Source organism: Halorubellus sp. JP-L1, assembly GCF_011440375.1.
Taxonomy (GTDB): Archaea; Halobacteriota; Halobacteria; order Halobacteriales; family Natrialbaceae; genus Halorubellus.
Window position 1 is genome coordinate 294,308 of sequence record NZ_JAAOIR010000002.1, and the last position, 16,030, is coordinate 310,337.

Genomic DNA, 16,030 nt, shown 5'->3' on the forward strand with positions numbered 1-16,030 from the left:
CTGGACCGCAGCCCGCGACCGTCAGGGACAGTTCCGTTCGCTTTTGGTCACCGAACGCCTACCCGTCGGTATGACTCTCGTAGCGGGCGTCGTCGCGGTCCAGGGCGACGTCTCCGAGCACGCGGACGCGATCCGTCGCGCCGGCGCTGCCCACGGCGAGACCGTCGAGGTCCACGAGATCCGCCAGTCCGGGTCCGTCCCCGACTGCGACGTTCTCCTGCTCCCGGGCGGCGAATCGACCGCGATCTCGCGGCTCCTCCACGACGAGGGGATTGCCGAAGAAATCATCGCGCACGTCGACGCCGGAAAGCCGCTGCTCGCGACGTGTGCCGGCCTCATCGTCGCCGCCCGCGACGCGAAGGACGACCGCGTCCGCGAACTCGACGTCCTCGACGTCTCCGTCGACCGGAACGCGTTCGGCCGCCAGAAGGACAGCTTCGAGGCCCCGCTCGACGTCGCCGGGCTCGACGAGCCGTTCCCCGCGGTGTTCATCCGCGCGCCCGTCATCGACGCGGTCGGCGATGGCGTCGACGTGCTCGCCTCGTGGGACGATAACCCCGTCGCGGTCAAGGACGGCGCGGTCGTCGGGACGAGCTTCCACCCCGAACTGACGACGGACTCGCGGCTCCACGACCTCGCGTTCTTCGACGCGGTCGCCGTCGACGCCTGAGTGACGGTCGAACGCGCCAGGGGTCGTAGGGCAGGCGACGGGAGTCCCGCGGAGTAGGTGTGTTTTTCCCGCTGGCGGGCGTCGACGGACGTATGCATGCGACGATCGACTCGGTCCGCGTGGCTGCGACGCACGACGGTCCCGCCCCCGTCGTCCTGCTGGCCGTCGACGACGAGGCCGAGGTCGTCCCGATCTTCGTCGGTGGCGAGGAGGCGCTCGCCATCGCTCGCGGACTGGACGCGCAGGACGTCGGCCGGCCGCTCACGCACGACCTCCTCCTGGACGTCATGGAGGAACTCGGCGGACGCGTCGAGCGGGTCGTCGTGAGTCGCGTCGAGGACCGGACGTACATCGCGGACCTCCACCTCGAGACGCCTCGCGGCGAGCAGGTCGTCGACGCCCGACCGAGCGACTGCCTGGCGCTCGCCGCCCGCACGAACGCCCCGATCGAGGTCTCCGAATCGGTGTTCGAGAGCGGACGGGCGGACCCCGCCGAGTTCGACGAGTTCGACGACGTCCGCGAGGTGACCGACTACTCATGACCGACGCAGATGGTGACGTGGACGTCGACGGCGTAGCGGAGCGGAGCGACGCGTCCGCGGACGAGATCCTGGAGGAGCTGTTCGCGGTCGTCGAGGACCGCAAGCGCGAACTCCCCGAGGACTCGTACACGGCGTCGCTGTTCACGCACGAGAAGGGCGAGAACGCCGTGCTGGAGAAGCTCGGCGAGGAGACGACCGAGCTCGTCCTCGCGGCGAAGGACGACGACCACGACGAGATCGCGCACGAGAGCGCGGACATCGTCTACCACCTCCTCGTCTTGCTCGCGATGAAGGACGTGCCGCTGTCCGCGCTCCGCGAAGAACTCGCGTCGCGCCGATAGCCAGCGTCGCTGCAGTGACGGCTGCGGAGGTCGCTGCGGAGAGTCGACCGCGGGCGCGTCGTGGGCCGGCGTCGCACGCGCAGGCCCCGATAGACGCGCTTTTACGTCGCAGCCGTGTACGTTCCGGCATGATTTTCGAGAACCTCCCCACGACACCTCGGTCGGAGGAACTCATCGACAAGGCGTTCTCGCGGGCGGCGCGCTCCGGACGCGCGAAGTCCGGGCTGGAGGCCCAGCAGTCGATGCTGACGACCGCGTCGAACATCCTGTCGGACAACCTCGAGAACGTCGTCACGGCGTGGCCGGACTTCTCCACCGTCGACCCGTTCTACTACGAGCTCGCGGACGCCATCGTCGACGTGGACGCGGTCCGACAGAGCCTGAACGAGGTGACGTGGGCGAGCCGGAAGACCGCGGAGATCCAGAGCGAGTACCAGCCGAAGCTCCGGAAGACGGACGCGGACACCGCCCGCAAGCACCGCAAACAGGCGTTCGCGCGGATGGCGGACGTCGTCGAGGAGATCGAAGACGACCTGTTGCGGATCGGCGAAGCCCGCGACGACCTGAAGAACCTCCCGGACATCGACCCCGACGAGCCGGCGATCGTCGTCGCCGGCTACCCGAACGTCGGGAAGTCCTCGTTCGTGAACGCCGTCACGGCCGCACGCGGCGAGACCGCGAGCTATCCGTTCACGACGAAGGGCATCGGCGTCGGGCACTTCAAGCGCGGGCACCTCCGATACCAGATCGTCGACACGCCCGGACTCCTGGACCGACCGGAGGCAGAACGGAACGACATCGAAGCGCAAGCGGTGTCCGCGCTCACGCACCTCGCGGACTGCGTGATCTTCATGCTGGACGCGAGCGCGGACTGCGGGTACCCCCTCGACTCGCAACTGGAGTTGCTCGCGGAGGTCGAGTCGCGCTTCGACGACGTCCCCGTCCTCGTCGTCTGCAACAAGAGCGACCGGTCGACGGACGTCGATGCGGACGCGTACATGAGCATCACGGAGGACGAGGGCGTCGACGCCGTCCGCGACATGGCTGTCGACGTCATCGACTACGAGCCCGAACTCCCCTACGACGACGCCTGACAGGCGGTCGGTCCGTCTCGTCGAGCGTCCGAGCGGAGAGAGCCAGTCAGCCCGTACAGCCGAGCGTCCCGGTCGAGCCGGGATTCGGCGGGGTGGTGACACCGAGGGGTGCGTACTCGGTCTCGACGAACCGTACCTCGATGGTCGTGCTCGCCATGTCGCTGGAGAGTTCCTCGTAGATGTCGCTCGCGAGTGTCGGGTACGTCTCTCCGGGGTCGACTGCGACCGACACCACGAGGTGTTCCGGCGCTGGATTCCGGAAGACAGCGAGGCTACGGCCGCTTTCGACGGACTGGACGCTGACGAGACGGATCTCCTCGTACGCCTCGTCGTCGAGGACGCCGTTGATGTCCTCGCAGACGGTCGACTCGGTGAGGGAGGTGGTGTACGAGACGTACGTCGTCCCGCCGAGGAACACCGAGATGAGGACGATGGCGGCGAAGAGCACGCCGATGCGGGAGAGCGTCGCGGAGCGTGCTTCGTCTCGACGGAGCCAGTTGTCCGGTCGGTACCCAGAGTACCACAGCGTCGACATCGCGGCGAGGTTGATCGAGAGGACGTTCACGGTGACGAGGATGCTCGCACCGAGGACGACCACGGGGAGCCCCCACGCGATACCGATCCCGATGACGGCCGTCGGCGGGACGAGCGCAACCGCGATCATGACGCCGACGAGCGACGCGGAGACGCCCGACCGGAGCGAGACCGCGCCGGCGATGCCGGCGCCGAGCGCGACCGCGAGCGACAGGAAGTCCGGGGAGAGCCGGGACGACACCTGGTCGATGGTCGTCGGGTCGAGTCCGGGCGGGACGAAGTTCACGCTCTTCACGAGCCACGCGAACCCCGCGGCCGCCGCGATCGCGATCGCGAACCCGAGTATCTGGAGTTTGAGTCCGCGACGGAACATCGGCTCGTCGTCGACGACGGTTCCGGCGGCGGTCGTCATCGCCGGCCCGATGAGTGGCGCGATGACCATCGACCCGACGACGACCTCCGGGGAGTCCATGAGGATGCCGGCGGTCGCGATGACGACGCTCACGATCGTCATCAGGACGTACGTCGAGAACGCGGGCGCGAGGTCCCGGGCGCGCGCGGTGAGTTCCTCCCGGGCGATCCGGTCGCCGGTGCTCTCCTCGTCCTCTGCGTACTGTTCTTTGAGCTTCTCGAACTTCTGGGAGACGACGGTCTCGGCGTTCAGGACGATCGTGAACGACTTGCGTTCGATTCCCGCGTCGCGGAGGCTCTGCAGTACCGGTTCGACGGCTTCCGTGGGGAGCGGGAACGAGACGATCGCCGTGTACTCGCGGCCGCTGGTCTCGTCGGTGACGGCGTAGTCGATCCCTTCGTCGTCGAGGACGTCGAGGATCGTCTGGCGTTTCCCCGCCGGCACCATTACCTGAACGAGTCGCACGGTTCACGCGACGGCACGACCGGAGAAATATGTCGGGGGTCGACGACGCGGCGCAGTCGCTGGGGGAACGGACAGCACAGTCGCTGGGCGAACGGATGGCACGGTGGCTGGGGGAACGGACAGCACAGTCGCTGGGCGAACGGACGGCACGGTGGCGGGCAGACGCGGAGACGGTCCGTTCTCTCACGTCCTAGTGGTGGCGAGCAGGTGGCGCTCGACGCCCGCCCGGTGCTGCGCCACGCTCCCGTCTCGGGTCACCGGGGGCGACTCTCCGCACGCCCCGGGGCTTGCCGCGGTCCCCTACTTGAACTCTCGTGCGAGCGGGACCTCGCGGGCAACGAGGCAGGCTTTTCCCCGTCGGTCGGGTACGAGTGGTATGTTCGAGACGCGTCCCGACCGGAGCGACGAGGTGGTGCTCGTCGGCCGGTCGAACGTCGGGAAGTCCACGCTGATGCGCGAGATAACGGGGCACTCGTTCGATACCGGCCAGAAGCCCGGTGTCACGCGCGAACCGAATCACTACGACTGGGCGGGCGACGACTTCGTGCTCACGGACCTCCCCGGGTTCGGGTTCATGTCCGGGGTCGCCGACGAGCACCGCGAGCAGATCAAGGACGACATCGTCGCGTACCTCGAGACGTACGCGGACAACTTCCTCGTCGCAATCCTGGTCGTGGACGGGAAGAGCATGATCGACATCATCGACCGGCACAGCGGCGAGGACGAGATCCCCTACGTCGTCGAGATGTTCTACGTCCTCGAGGACCTCGGGGTGCCGACGGTCGTCGCGGTGAACAAGATGGACAAGGTCGACGACGAGGACGAGCGACTGAACGACCTCTGTGACCGCCTCGGCCTGTTCCCGCCCTGGCAGCAGTACCAGAACATCATCGCGCCCGTGACGGCCAAACAGGGCCGCATCCAATCGCTGAACGACGCGGTCCGCACGCACCTCCACGACGCGAAGCGCGACGACCTCTTCAAGTTCTTCTGACGGCCCGGAATCGCTGGCGGCTCGCGTGCACGAAAAGAACGGGCGGTCGTCGAACGACCGGTGGGTGTTCGGCGAGCGCTACGAGTGACTCACTCGGGACGTGCTCGAACTGGTGGTTTCGTCGCTCCCGTCGCTCTCGTCGGTCCCGCTGGCGTCGTCCTCGTCCGAGCGGAGCGACTTCTCCATCACGCGGACGTCGACCGTGGCGGTCACGCCGTTCCCCTTCGTCTCGAACGACGCGACGTCCGTGACCGCGTAGTCGTGGTATTCGTAGAACCCGACGGCGTTCAGCGACGACGCGAGCGACAGCGCGTCGAGCCCGTGCTCGCGCGCTCGCGCCTCCAGGTGCTCGAGCAGCTGCGTGCCGACGCCCTCGCCGGCGTACGTCGGACTGACGTACACCGCCTGCACCTCGCCATCGTCGACCTGCAGGTGCCCGAACCCGGCGACGTCGCCCTCGCCACCGCCCGGGGAGCGCTCGACGCGCGGCGCACGCGTCTCGTCGGGCGCCGTGACGGCGACGACGAACGTCGCGTCCGGATCGTTCAGGTCGTAGTCGCACCGACAGCGGTCGCCAGCCCACGCCTTCGCCGTCCGGTCGTCGTACGCGGCTGTGCCGAGTTCGCGCGCCGAGCGCCGATGCAGGTTCGCGACCGCCCCGCGGTCGAGGTCGGTCATGCGTCGCACGTTCATACCCACACGGACGACCCCCCTACAAGAACCAGCGGCGGTCCTGCAGGTCGCACCTGTCGAACCACGAAGCGTCGTCGAATCGCCCGGCTGCGACGTGGTCGTCGCTCGCGACCGTCGAGTGGCGACGCCACGAGAAGTCACTCGCGAACGCTGGAAGGCGGCTCGGAGGGAAGTCCCTCGTCAGAAGGGGCTCGGTGGGGGTAACGCGTCGTCACTGCCGCCACGAGAACGTAGACGCGGCCCGCTTTTGCCCGTTTCGACTCGGCCACCGTCCCACCGACCGTGGGTTCAAGTGCGAAGCCGCGGCGACCGTCGGCGTGACGTGACCGTCGCCGCGCGACGGCCTCGCGAATTCGACGACGTCCCGTCGCGCGCCCCCGCAGAGCGGACGCCCCCGACCGACAGCCGTCAGCGTCCGGTGCCGACGCGTCGTCGTTGCAAGCCCCCCTATTCGTCCCACTCGGCGGGTTCTTCGAGCGCCGGCAGTCAGTCGTCCCAGTCGGCGAGGTCCGCGAGCTCCGCCGCGACGTCGCCGATCGCGGCCGGGTCGACGTCGCCGCGCTCCGTGACGATCGCGTCGACGAGGTGCGGCGGCGTCACGTCGAACGTCGGGTTCGTCACCGAGAGCGCCGCGTCGCCGTCGTAGACAGCCGACCGCCGCCCGGACTCGAGGTTCACCACGTCGTCCGCCCGGACCTTGTCCGTCGCGCACGCGACGAATACCGGCACGCCCTCGTGAGCGGCCGCGAGCGCAGCGAGCCGCGTCCCGGTCTTGTTCATCACGTGGCCGTCCGGGAGCACCGCGTCAGCGCCGACGAGCACGCAGTCCACGTCCTCGGTCGCGAGCACGTGCCCGACGGCGGCGTCCGTCAGGAGCGTCACCGGCCCCTCCTCGAGCAGCGCCTCGGCGACGCCGACGCCCTCGCGCTCGGGGCGTGACTCCGCGACGAACACCGTCGACGGATCCGCTGCCCGGAGCGCGCGCAAGACCGTTCCCGACCGGGACAGCGTCAGGACGGTGCGGTCGCCGACGAGCGCCGCCGTCCGTTCGGCCGCGTCCACGTCGACGCGGACCGCGCGATCGATGCCGTCCATCGCCGCGGACTCCAGGCTCGCCGCGTCCCGTTCGGCGGTCGCCATCGCGCGGTTCACGCGGTTCTCGAGGACCGCCATGCTCGGGCGAGCGGTCCGGAGCCGCCGGGCGAGGTCCGCGACCTCGTCCCACGCCGCGGCCGGCGATGCGTCTTCGTCGCGGAGCACGGCTGCCCGATCACGCAGCACCTCGAGCGCCCGCACCGACAGGGACGCCGCGCCGTGCTCGCCGTCCGCGGTGACCGACCGCACGGACGGCGCGACGCGCTCGTACGCCGTCCACAGCCCCGGCACGCAGTCCCGCCGGAGGATCTCCGTCGCGTGCACCCACTCCGTGGTCTCGTGTTCCTCGCTCGGGGTGACGTCGCAGTCATCGACGTCGAACAGGTACGGGTGTACGACCCAGTGCCGGTCGGCGTCCTCGTCGACGACGTCGACGGTCGCCCCGGCGCGCACCAGCTCGATCGCGTCCCCCTCGAGCCCGGTCTCTTCGCGGATCTCGATGCGGACCTGCTCGTCGGGGTCGTCCTCGGCGAATCCCGAGACGCCGCCCCAGCGACCGACGTACGTCCCGACGTGCTCGCTCCGACGACACAACAGGAGCAGGCCGTCGTGTCGACAGAACGCCGTGACGACGTGGGTCTCCTCGTCCATGCGTCGCGCTTGGAACGCCCCCGGGAACTTTGTTGCGACTCGCCGTACTACTGGTATGCGACTCGTCATCTTCGGCGACACGCACGTACCGTCTCGTGCGAGCGAGATCCCCGAGTGGGTGCTGGACGCGGTCCGGGAGGCGGACCACGTCGTCCACACCGGCGACTTCGACTCGCAGGAGGCGTACGAGACCGTGACGGATGCCGCGCCGTCGCTGACGGCGGTCGCGGGGAACATGGATCCGCGGAATCTCGACGTCTCGGTCGTGGAACCGTTCGAGCGCGAGGGCGTCCGGTTCGTCGTGACGCACGGCACCGGGCCGGTGGAGTCGTACCGCGAGCGCGTACTCGACGTCGGCCGGGAGGAGGACGCGGACGTGGTAGTCGCCGGGCACACGCACGAGGTCGTGGACGAGGTCGTCGACGGCATCCGGCTCCTGAACCCGGGGAGTGCGACCGGGGCGGCGCCGGCGACGCGCACGACGCTCTACGAGGTCGAGGTCGTGGACGGCGACCTGGACGTGACGCTCAGGGCGGAGTGACGCGGTGGCGACCAGCGGGCCGGTCCCGGCGTGGGCGGCGCCGATAGCGTCCGGTATCGGTTCGCCTTTCACGTCGGCTCCCGGAGGACCGGGCATGCAACTGCTGTCGGTCCCGGACGTCCCGGAGGTCCGCGAGGGCGACGATCTCGCGGCCGTGGTGGAGGACCGGTTCGAACTCGAGCCCGCGGACGTGGTGGTGGTGGCGTCGACGGTCGTGTCGAAGGCCGAAGGTCGCGTCGCGGACCTCGAGGCGTATCCGGCGGGTCCACGTGCGCGGGAGATCGCCGGCCGGCTGGAGGATATCGCGGGCGAGTCGAAGGACCCGCGGTTCGCGCAGGCGGTGCTCGAGGAGTCGACCGAGTTGCTGATGGAGGCGCCGTTCCTCCTGACGGAGACGCGGTTCGGGCACGTTGGCGTGAACGCTGGCATCGACCGGTCGAACGTTCCGTCTGGGGATCTGCTCTTGCTCCCGAAGCGACCGAACGAGAGTGCGGCCCGCGTCCGGTCGGGCCTCGAGCACGAGAATCCGGTGGTGGTGACGGACACGAGCGGGCGGCCGTTCCGGCACGGCCAGACGGGGGTCGCGATCGGGTACGCTGGGATGCCTGCGAGCCGGGACTATCGCGGCGAGACCGACCGGGACGGGCACGAGCTGCAGGTGACGGTGCAGTGCGTCGTGGACGAGCTCGCGGCGGCCGCGAACCTCGTGTCCGGCGAGGCGGACGCGGGGACGCCGGTGACGGTCGTGCGCGACTGGGAGTTCGGGGACCTCGATGGGAGCGAGAACCTCCATCGGTCGGTCGACGGCGACTTCGTCCGGCAGGCGCTCCGGGAGTGGTCGTATGACGAGTGACGAGGGGGTCGTCGGCGGTGCGGGCGTCGACGGTGCGGACGCCGGGGAGCCGCCGGTGCGTTTCGGCGTGGAGATCACGCCCGAGCATCCGATCGACGACCTGGCGCGGTTCGGGGCGGCGGCGGAGGACGCGGGGTTCGACGCGGTGTTCGCGTCGAGTCACTACAACAACCGCGATCCGTTCGTGGCGCTATCGCGGATGGCGGCGGTGACGTCGTCGATACGGCTCGGGCCGGGCGTCGTGAACCCCTACGAGACGCATCCGGTGACGCAGGCGTCGCGGGTCGCGTCGCTCGCGGAGGCCAGCGGCGGTCGGGCGACCTACGGACTCGGAGCGGGCGACGCGTCGACGCTCGCGAACCTCGGCGTGGCACAGGACCGGCCGCTCCGGCGCGTCCTGGAGTCGTTCAGGGTCGCGCGCGAGCTGTGGGCGGGCGAGCGCGTCGACCACGACGGGACGTTCGTCGCGCGGGACGCGGGATTGAACTTCGAGCCGCCGGGCGAGATTCCGGTGTACGTCGGCGCGCAGGGCCCGCACATGACGCGAATGGCGGCGAAGCACGCGGACGGCGTGCTCTACAACGGGTCGCATCCGCGGGACTTCGAATGGGCGGCCGAGCGCGTCGCGGAGGGCCGCAGCGAGCGCCCCGACGAGTTCGGGGAGTCGACGTTCCTGGCGTACGCGAGCGTGAGCGTCGCCGAGGACGAGCGGATGGCGCGGGACGCGGCCCGCATCCCGGTGGCGTTCATCGCCGGCGGTGCGCCGGGGCCAGTTCTGGACCGGCACGACCTCGACCGGGAGCGGGCGACGGCGGTCGGTGAGGCGGTGTCGGCGGGCGAGTTCCGCGAAGCGGCGGGGCTGGTAACGGACGGGATGCTGGACGCGTTCTGTATCGCGGGGACGCCGGTGTCGGTCGCGGACCGGCTCGTGGACGTCCTCGAGTACGCGGACGGCGTGGTCGCGGCGGCGCCGCTCGGGCCGGACGTCGAGGACGCGATCGAGTTGACGGCGGACGCGGTCGCGCGGGCGCGACGCGACTGAGCGACCCGGCCATGAATCGCGAGCCGGGGGCTATCGCGAGGGTCGAGCCCCGTGAGAATCGAGCGGCGCGTCGAGGTTGGTGTTTCGTGGTCGGTACGCTGCCGTAGGGCGCCCGTTGTCGTCACTCAGTCGGTCCGGGTGGGGAGCGGGAGAAGGCGTCGGCGACGGCGTCGAGGACGGCGCCGGCGACGAGTCCGCCGAAGGCGAGTGACGCACCGGCGGTGATGAGGCCGCCGAGGACGACGAGCACGGCGGAGATCGGGTCGACGCTGGCAGCGGTCGCGAAGGAGTCCGCTGCGGTCTGCAGTTCGGACAGGAGCCAGAACGTCTCGCTTGCCATGGTCGAACGTTCGGCCGCTGGTACTTGTCCGTTGCGCTCAAGTTCCGTCCCGTCGTCGGGGCGCGTATGGGAGATGACGCGTCAATCGACGACTTCGTGCCTGGCGACGACGACGAGTCGGTCACCGACGACCGGTCGGGCGACGCGGACGGCGAGCCAGCCGTCGACGACGAGGAGCTAGATGCACGGGGGGAGCCGGACGGTTCCGGGGACGCGGCCGCGACTGGGGTGGTCTCGCCGTCGTCGGTGACGCCGGCGGCGTCGACGTCGCGGGTCGCTCCGGATGGGGGTTCGTGTTCGGCGTGCGACGCCGACGTGGAGCGACTCTGGTTCGACGGGGACGACGCGGTCTGTGCGGCGTGCAAGTCCTGGTGACTGGCCGCTGAGGGCCGCTACCGGGCGTTCGACGGTCACGCCAAAGTTTATATCCGCGAACGTCCTCTGTGGTACTGCATGCCAACAGGTACGGTCGACTTCTTCAACGACACGGGCGGTTACGGATTCATCGAGAGCGAGGACGCGGACGAGGACGTCTTCTTCCACATGGAGGACATCGGCGGTCCCGACCTCGAGGAAGGACAGGAGGTAGAGTTCGACATCGTGCAGGCCGACAAGGGCCCGCGCGCGGAGAACCTCACGCGTCTCTGACCGCGGGACACGTTCGCACAAACGAATCTTTGTGTCCCCGGCAACGTTACATGGGAGCGACCGCTACACTCTGCCATTCCGTGGTGTGTCACGCTCGAACAGGGGGCAAGCGGGTTCGGTCTGCGGTAGTCATACGCAAACCCAACGCCCATGCACGGGCGGGACGCACGACGAAGGCAAACGATAGCCCTCCAGCCCGGCCGCCAGCCGCGTCGCTGGGGCTGCCGGACGACAACACATGACGGACGCAAACACTCCAGACGCGACGCCGCAGTCGAGTCGCCCAGAAACCGACCCGGAATCGCTCCCGATCGAGGAGGCCGCGCAAGTCAGTCGGAACGTCATCTCGAACGTCGAGGACGTCATCGTCGGCCACCACGACGAGATCGAGCACGTCGTCACCGCCGTGCTCGGGCGCGGGCACGTGCTCCTCGAGGACGTCCCGGGCGTGGGGAAGACGATGCTCGCTCGGGCGCTCGCGGCGTCGATCGAGTGCTCGTTCAAGCGCGTGCAGTTCACGCCCGACCTCTTGCCGTCGGACATCACGGGCGTGAACGTCTTCAACCAGAAGACGCGCGAGTTCGACTTCCAGAAGGGGCCGGTGTTCGCGAACGTCGTGCTCGGCGACGAGATCAACCGCGCGCCGCCGAAGACCCAGAGCGCGCTCCTGGAGGCGATGGAGGAGGAGCAGGTGACGGTCGACGGGACGACGCGCGAGCTCCCGCAGCCGTTCACGGTGATCGCGACGCAGAACTCCGTCGAGCCGAATCGGACGTACGAGCTGCCGCTCGCGGAGGTCGACCGGTTTATGAAGAAGCTCCACCTCGGGTACCCCGACCAGGCCGAGGAGTCGGAGGTGGTGGCGCGAGCGGTCGGCCATCACCCGATCGAGACGCTGACGTCCGTGACGGACACCGCGACGATTCGACGGGCGCGCGAGACCGTCGCGAACGTAACGGTGAAGGACGCCGTCCGCGAGTACGGGACGCGCATCGCGGCGTACACGCGCGAGAACGCGAAACTCGGCGTGTCGCCGCGCGGGACGATCGCGCTCTTGCGGGCGTCGCAGGCGCGTGCGGTCCTGCGCGGTCGCGGGTACGTGACGCCGGAGGACGTCCAAGCGGAGGCGCCGAGCGTGCTCAGTCACCGCATCCGCCTGTCGGCCAGTGGTCCACGGGACCAGGGCGAGCAGGTGGTCGCGGACGCAATCGAGACCGTTCCGGTCGAGTGAGATGCGCCTGACGCGACGCGGCAAGGGGGCAGTCGGCGTGGTCGCGCTCGGCGTCGTCGCCTCGGTCCTCTTCGGCGCGCGAGAGCTTGGTGTCATCGTCCTCCCGGTCCTGGTCGCGGTCGTCGGCGCGGCCGTCCAGGTCCGGCGAGCGGGGCGGCCGGCGGTCACGCGGCAGGTCCCAGAACCCGGGTTCATCGACGAGACGAAGCAGGTGACGCTGTCGTTCGACGTGTCGTCGCCGGTCGCGGCGACCGTCGAGGACCATGCGGACGACGGCCTGCGGCTCCACGGCGGGCGGTTCGAGGCGACGCTCGGGGCGACGGACCTGACGTACCACGTGACCTACACCGCGCGCGGTCGACACGAACTCGGGCCGCTCTCGGTCCGCATCGTCGACGTGCTCGGTCTCGCGGAGGCCGAGCAGACGTACGGCGCGCTCGACAGCGTGCTCGTGTTCCCGCGCGTCTACGCGCTCACGGGGTCGACGCGGCACGAACTGAACCTCCTGCCGGAGGGCGGGTTCGAGCACAACCGCGAGGAGTTCGATCGGCTCCGCGAGTACGACCGCGGGGACTCGCTCCGGGACGTCCACTGGAAGTCGAGCGCGAAGCGCGCCGCGGACGACCTCGTCGTGAAGGAGTTCGTGAGCGAGGAGGACGTCGGCGACGTCACGATCGCGTGCGAGAGCGCGATGGGGTGGGACGACCACGTGGCGGAGGCGACGGCGAGCATCGCGCTCTACCTGCTCGACTCCGGCATCCGAGTCGGATTGTCCGCGCCGAACGGCGAACTGGAGACGGACGCGGGCGCGGACCAGCGCGAGGCGATCCTCTCGCTGTTGGCGACGGTCGGCCCCGGGCAGGTGCCCGACGAGCATCGGTCGCGCGCGAACGTCGTCGTGACGGGGAGCGAGTCGACGGGCGTGCGCGTGGAGATGCCCGAGCGCGAGGTGCCGTTCTCGTCGTTCGTCGAGGACGCACCGGTCGGCGAGGAAGCCGCCGTCCACGAGGAGGTGCGCGCGTGAGTACCGTCGACCGGCTCGGCGGGCGGTTCGCGTCGGACGCGGAGAGCCAGTCGAGTCGCTTTCGCGTGCTCGCGCTCGCTGGCGTCGCCGGACTGACGGCGACGTACCTCGCGGTCCTGTTCGAGCTGACGTCCGTGCCGTCCGTCGGCGGGACGCCCGAACTCGCGATCCTCGTCGTCGGGTCCGTCGCCGCGGGGTACGCGCTCTCGCGGACGATCGGGGAGCGCGTCGCCGCGCTCCTCACCGTCGCGATCGTACTCGCGGGCGGGCTCGCGTACCTGCTCGCGACCCCGTTGGGTGTCGCATCGCTGACGACGCGCGGCGGACGCATCCTCGTGGACTCGTACGCGCTCCTGACGGGCTGGCGCGTGCTGAAGCTCGTGGAGCCGACCGTGTGGATACTCGGGTTCGCGCCGGCACCCGTGTTCGTGACGACGTACCTCGCGCTCCGGCGGCGGTACGTCGCCGCGGTCGGCGTCGGCGGGCTCGCGCTCGCGATCCTCATCATGACGGGCGACGCGCCGGTCCTGCTCGGTCGCGTCCCGCTCCTGTTCGGAGCGGTCAGCGGGATCGCCGCGATCGGGTTCGGCGAACTCGAACGCCGCGGCGGGACGCTCAAGCAGGTCGACGTCCTCATCGTGCTGTTCGCGGCGATGCTCGTCGTCTCCTCGGTCCCGGTGTTGCCGGGGAGTCCGCTCCTCCTGCCGCGCGCCGGCGGGGAGGGTGCGGCGACCGTCGAGGGGAGCCTGACCGCGGAGACCGGGCGGGCGCCGATCGTCGGCTCGATCGAGCTGTCGCCGGAGGTCCGGTTCCGCGTCGAGGCCGACCAGGGCCAGTACTGGCGCGTCGCGTCCTACGACCGGTTCACGGGCCAGACGTGGTTGCGGAGCGGCGAGAACCGCGACTACTCGCCGTCACTCCTGGACGAACCACCCGGCGAGACGGCGCGAGTGAGTCAGACGTTCGAAGTGCTCTCGCCCGCGAAGGTGATGCCCGCCGCGAACCAGCCAGTCGAGGTCCGCGGTGACGTCCGCGAGTACACGCAAGTGACGATGAACGGCGGCCTGAAGTCGTCCGTTCGGTTCCGCGAGGGCGACCGGTACAGCGTCGTGAGCGCGGTGCCGACGGCGGACGAAGAGACGCTCCGGGAATCGGACGCGAACTATCCGTCGCGGGTCGAGGCCCGGTACACGGAAGCACAGGGGCTGTCCGACGAGTTCACGACGGAGACCGAGCGCATCGTCTCGGACGCGGAGTCGCCGTACGAGACGGCGGTCGCCATCGAGGACTGGCTGGAGTCGAACAAGGACTACTCCCTCGACGTCGACCGCCCGAGCGGGAACGTCGCGGAGAAGTTCCTGCTCGAGATGGACGCGGGGTACTGTACGTACTACGCGACGACGATGGTGATGATGCTCCGCAGTCAGGACATTCCCGCGCGCTTCGCGGTCGGGTACACGGCAGGTCAGCAGGTCGAGGACAACGAGTGGGTCGTCCGTGGGTCCGATTCGCACGCGTGGGTCGAGGTGTACTTCGAGGACGTCGGGTGGGTGAAGTTCGATCCGACGCCCGCCGACCCGCGCCAGTCCGCGGAGGTCGCGAGCGTTCAGGACGCGCGCGCGAGCGGCGCGGAGAACGTCGACGTCGACGAGAGCGAGGACGCGCCGTTGACGACGACGCCGGAGACGACGCCGACGCCGAACGAGACGGTCGCGCCGAACGGGTCGAATCAGACGTTCCGGAACCCGGACATCGCGCCGACGACCAGCCCCGGTGGTGGGAACGTCACGCTGCAGACGCAACCGACGGTGACGAACGGGAGCGGCGGTGACGGCGACGGCGATGGCGACGGTGGTGGTTCCGGGCCGATCCCGCGCGAGACGATCGTGGTGGCGCTCGTCGCGCTCGTCGGACTCGCCGCGGGCGCGCACCGGAGCGGCGCAACCGATCGCGCGCTGCGGACGGCGAAGATCCACTGGCACGGCGGTCGCGTCGATCCGACGACGGACGTCGAGCGCGCCGTCTCTCGCCTCGAGTTACTGCTCGCTCGCGAGTACCGGCCGCGGCGCGTCGACGAGTCGCCGCCGGCGTACATCGAGGCGTTGACGCTCGCCGGTCTCGACGAGGACGCGACGCGCGTCGGGGAGCTCTACGAGCACGCCGTCTACGGCGATGGCGTGACGTCGGCGGAGGCCGACGAGGCCATCGCGATCGTCGACGACGTGGTCCGCGCGCACACGCCGCTGCTCCGACGGCTCCGGTGAGGCCTGACGCCGCGAGTTCGCCGCTGTCGCACCGACCCGGAACGCGCTGTAAACGCGCCGACGGGCGCGGATTCGAGTTTTATTCGCCTCCGCGAGTCCCGATAGTGTTTAATATGGCGACACCGTACCTTCGACTCGTAATGTCGGAAGTCTGCTCGACGTGCGGGCTCCCCGAGGAACTCTGCGTCTGCGAGGACGTGGCCAAGGGAGATACGGAGATAACCATCCGCATTGACGAGCGCAGATACGGGAAAGAGGTAACGGTCATCGAAGGGTTCGAATCGAAGGACGTCGACATCGACTCCCTCTCGTCGGACCTCAAGTCGAAGTTCGCCTGTGGCGGGACCGTCGAGGACGGCCACATCGAACTGCAGGGGAACCACTCGGGCCGCATCGAGGACTTCCTCCGCGACCGCGGGTTCAACGTCGCCTGACTACCCTCTCCTCCGATTCGTTCTCGCGCCGCGAGCGACAGCGCCGTCGGTCACGAGCGATGATGCCGTCGGTCGCGAGCGATGATGCCGTCGGTCGCGAGCGATGATGCCGTCGGTCGCGAGCGGTAGTGTCGTTCGCGTCGAGCCGAGCGGTCGTCGGTA

At 69.7% G+C, this 16,030-nt stretch carries 18 protein-coding genes; 14 read left to right on the forward strand and 4 right to left on the reverse strand.

The window, feature by feature from the left end:
• The first annotated feature begins 70 nt into the window (after window positions 1–70).
• The 4 genes from pdxT (at window position 71) to G9C85_RS09945 (ending at window position 2,647) form a co-directional block, all read left to right on the forward strand.
• Window positions 71–670 carry a pyridoxal 5'-phosphate synthase glutaminase subunit PdxT gene (gene pdxT, locus G9C85_RS09930; protein WP_166039487.1) on the forward strand — a complete coding sequence of 200 codons (600 nt, stop codon included), beginning with the start codon at window positions 71–73 and terminating at the stop codon, window positions 668–670.
• Between the two features lie 92 nt (window positions 671–762).
• Complete coding sequence (locus G9C85_RS09935) at window positions 763–1,212, forward strand: bifunctional nuclease family protein (RefSeq protein ID WP_166039490.1); 450 nt, start codon at window positions 763–765, stop codon at window positions 1,210–1,212.
• A complete protein-coding gene (hisE, locus tag G9C85_RS09940) occupies window positions 1,209–1,553 on the forward strand; it encodes a phosphoribosyl-ATP diphosphatase (protein WP_166039492.1) in 345 nt (114 codons plus the stop codon). Before G9C85_RS09935 ends, hisE begins: the two co-directional genes overlap by 4 nt.
• 128 nt (window positions 1,554–1,681) lie before the next feature.
• Window positions 1,682–2,647 carry an NOG1 family protein gene (locus tag G9C85_RS09945; protein WP_166039494.1) on the forward strand — a complete coding sequence of 322 codons (966 nt, stop codon included), beginning with the start codon at window positions 1,682–1,684 and terminating at the stop codon, window positions 2,645–2,647.
• A gap of 46 nt (window positions 2,648–2,693) precedes the next feature.
• Here G9C85_RS09945 and G9C85_RS09950 read toward each other — a convergent pair whose 3' ends face one another.
• Window positions 2,694–4,058 (reverse strand): TIGR00341 family protein, encoded by a 1,365-nt coding sequence (locus G9C85_RS09950; RefSeq protein ID WP_166039496.1) that lies wholly within the window; start codon window positions 4,056–4,058, stop codon window positions 2,694–2,696.
• A gap of 376 nt (window positions 4,059–4,434) precedes the next feature.
• On the opposite strand from G9C85_RS09950, the gene engB reads away from it, so the two are divergent.
• The gene (gene engB, locus G9C85_RS09955; RefSeq protein ID WP_166039498.1) at window positions 4,435–5,052 is read left to right on the forward strand and encodes a GTP-binding protein EngB; all 618 of its coding nucleotides are present in this window, start codon (window positions 4,435–4,437) and stop codon (window positions 5,050–5,052) included.
• A gap of 78 nt (window positions 5,053–5,130) precedes the next feature.
• Here the strand turns inward: engB and G9C85_RS09960 are convergent, their stop codons facing one another.
• Both G9C85_RS09960 and G9C85_RS09965 read right to left on the reverse strand, forming a co-directional pair.
• On the reverse strand, window positions 5,131–5,745 hold the full coding sequence (locus G9C85_RS09960) for a GNAT family N-acetyltransferase (protein WP_166039500.1): 615 nt from the start codon (window positions 5,743–5,745) through the stop codon (window positions 5,131–5,133).
• Between the two features lie 486 nt (window positions 5,746–6,231).
• On the reverse strand, window positions 6,232–7,491 hold the full coding sequence (locus G9C85_RS09965; RefSeq protein ID WP_205254343.1) for an NUDIX domain-containing protein: 1,260 nt from the start codon (window positions 7,489–7,491) through the stop codon (window positions 6,232–6,234).
• A gap of 55 nt (window positions 7,492–7,546) precedes the next feature.
• Between G9C85_RS09965 and G9C85_RS09970 the strand changes: the two genes are divergently transcribed.
• The 3 genes from G9C85_RS09970 to G9C85_RS09980 all read left to right on the forward strand — a co-directional run bounded on the left by G9C85_RS09970 (window position 7,547) and on the right by G9C85_RS09980 (window position 9,927).
• A complete protein-coding gene (locus G9C85_RS09970; protein ID WP_166039504.1) occupies window positions 7,547–8,032 on the forward strand; it encodes a YfcE family phosphodiesterase in 486 nt (161 codons plus the stop codon).
• Window positions 8,033–8,126: 94 nt separating this feature from the next.
• Window positions 8,127–8,885 carry a coenzyme F420-0:L-glutamate ligase gene (locus G9C85_RS09975; RefSeq protein WP_166039506.1) on the forward strand — a complete coding sequence of 253 codons (759 nt, stop codon included), beginning with the start codon at window positions 8,127–8,129 and terminating at the stop codon, window positions 8,883–8,885.
• Window positions 8,875–9,927 (forward strand): 5,10-methylenetetrahydromethanopterin reductase, encoded by a 1,053-nt coding sequence (locus G9C85_RS09980; protein ID WP_166039508.1) that lies wholly within the window; start codon window positions 8,875–8,877, stop codon window positions 9,925–9,927. The genes G9C85_RS09975 and G9C85_RS09980 overlap by 11 nt, the downstream gene beginning before the upstream one ends.
• A 121-nt stretch (window positions 9,928–10,048) precedes the next feature.
• Here G9C85_RS09980 and G9C85_RS09985 read toward each other — a convergent pair whose 3' ends face one another.
• Window positions 10,049–10,267: a hypothetical protein gene (locus tag G9C85_RS09985; protein WP_166039510.1), complete on the reverse strand. Its 219-nt coding sequence runs from the start codon at window positions 10,265–10,267 to the stop codon at window positions 10,049–10,051.
• 66 nt (window positions 10,268–10,333) lie between these two features.
• Here G9C85_RS09985 and G9C85_RS09990 point away from each other — a divergent pair, with 66 nt between their 5' ends.
• From G9C85_RS09990 to yciH, 6 genes are all read left to right on the forward strand, one after another.
• Window positions 10,334–10,642 carry a hypothetical protein gene (locus G9C85_RS09990; RefSeq protein ID WP_166039512.1) on the forward strand — a complete coding sequence of 103 codons (309 nt, stop codon included), beginning with the start codon at window positions 10,334–10,336 and terminating at the stop codon, window positions 10,640–10,642.
• A 78-nt stretch (window positions 10,643–10,720) separates the two neighbouring features.
• A complete protein-coding gene (locus G9C85_RS09995) occupies window positions 10,721–10,915 on the forward strand; it encodes a cold-shock protein (protein WP_166039514.1) in 195 nt (64 codons plus the stop codon).
• A gap of 238 nt (window positions 10,916–11,153) precedes the next feature.
• Window positions 11,154–12,146 carry a MoxR family ATPase gene (locus tag G9C85_RS10000; RefSeq protein WP_166039516.1) on the forward strand — a complete coding sequence of 331 codons (993 nt, stop codon included), beginning with the start codon at window positions 11,154–11,156 and terminating at the stop codon, window positions 12,144–12,146.
• A gap of 1 nt (window position 12,147) precedes the next feature.
• Entirely contained in the window at window positions 12,148–13,170 is a 1,023-nt protein-coding gene (locus G9C85_RS10005; RefSeq protein ID WP_166039518.1) for a DUF58 domain-containing protein, read from the forward strand.
• Window positions 13,167–15,434: a DUF3488 and transglutaminase-like domain-containing protein gene (locus G9C85_RS10010; RefSeq protein ID WP_166039519.1), complete on the forward strand. Its 2,268-nt coding sequence runs from the start codon at window positions 13,167–13,169 to the stop codon at window positions 15,432–15,434. The genes G9C85_RS10005 and G9C85_RS10010 overlap by 4 nt, the downstream gene beginning before the upstream one ends.
• 140 nt (window positions 15,435–15,574) lie before the next feature.
• On the forward strand, window positions 15,575–15,868 hold the full coding sequence (yciH, locus tag G9C85_RS10015) for a stress response translation initiation inhibitor YciH (protein WP_166039521.1): 294 nt from the start codon (window positions 15,575–15,577) through the stop codon (window positions 15,866–15,868).
• The last annotated feature ends 162 nt before the right edge of the window (window positions 15,869–16,030 follow it).

Bases quoted from the DNA above. Each gene is read 5' to 3' on its own strand.
- pdxT (WP_166039487.1), top strand. From the start codon at position 71: ATGACTCTCGTAGCGGGCGTCGTCGCGGTCCAGGGCGACGTCTCCGAG.
- G9C85_RS09935 (WP_166039490.1), top strand. From the start codon at position 763: ATGCATGCGACGATCGACTCGGTCCGCGTGGCTGCGACGCACGACGGT.
- hisE (WP_166039492.1), top strand. From the start codon at position 1,209: ATGACCGACGCAGATGGTGACGTGGACGTCGACGGCGTAGCGGAGCGG.
- G9C85_RS09945 (WP_166039494.1), top strand. From the start codon at position 1,682: ATGATTTTCGAGAACCTCCCCACGACACCTCGGTCGGAGGAACTCATC.
- engB (WP_166039498.1), top strand. From the start codon at position 4,435: ATGTTCGAGACGCGTCCCGACCGGAGCGACGAGGTGGTGCTCGTCGGC.
- G9C85_RS09960 (WP_166039500.1), bottom strand. From the start codon at position 5,745: ATGAACGTGCGACGCATGACCGACCTCGACCGCGGGGCGGTCGCGAAC.
- G9C85_RS09965 (WP_205254343.1), bottom strand. From the start codon at position 7,491: ATGGACGAGGAGACCCACGTCGTCACGGCGTTCTGTCGACACGACGGC.
- G9C85_RS09970 (WP_166039504.1), top strand. From the start codon at position 7,547: ATGCGACTCGTCATCTTCGGCGACACGCACGTACCGTCTCGTGCGAGC.
- G9C85_RS09975 (WP_166039506.1), top strand. From the start codon at position 8,127: ATGCAACTGCTGTCGGTCCCGGACGTCCCGGAGGTCCGCGAGGGCGAC.
- G9C85_RS09980 (WP_166039508.1), top strand. From the start codon at position 8,875: ATGACGAGTGACGAGGGGGTCGTCGGCGGTGCGGGCGTCGACGGTGCG.
- G9C85_RS09985 (WP_166039510.1), bottom strand. From the start codon at position 10,267: ATGGCAAGCGAGACGTTCTGGCTCCTGTCCGAACTGCAGACCGCAGCG.
- G9C85_RS09990 (WP_166039512.1), top strand. From the start codon at position 10,334: ATGGGAGATGACGCGTCAATCGACGACTTCGTGCCTGGCGACGACGAC.
- G9C85_RS09995 (WP_166039514.1), top strand. From the start codon at position 10,721: ATGCCAACAGGTACGGTCGACTTCTTCAACGACACGGGCGGTTACGGA.
- G9C85_RS10000 (WP_166039516.1), top strand. From the start codon at position 11,154: ATGACGGACGCAAACACTCCAGACGCGACGCCGCAGTCGAGTCGCCCA.
- G9C85_RS10005 (WP_166039518.1), top strand. From the start codon at position 12,148: ATGCGCCTGACGCGACGCGGCAAGGGGGCAGTCGGCGTGGTCGCGCTC.
- yciH (WP_166039521.1), top strand. From the start codon at position 15,575: ATGTCGGAAGTCTGCTCGACGTGCGGGCTCCCCGAGGAACTCTGCGTC.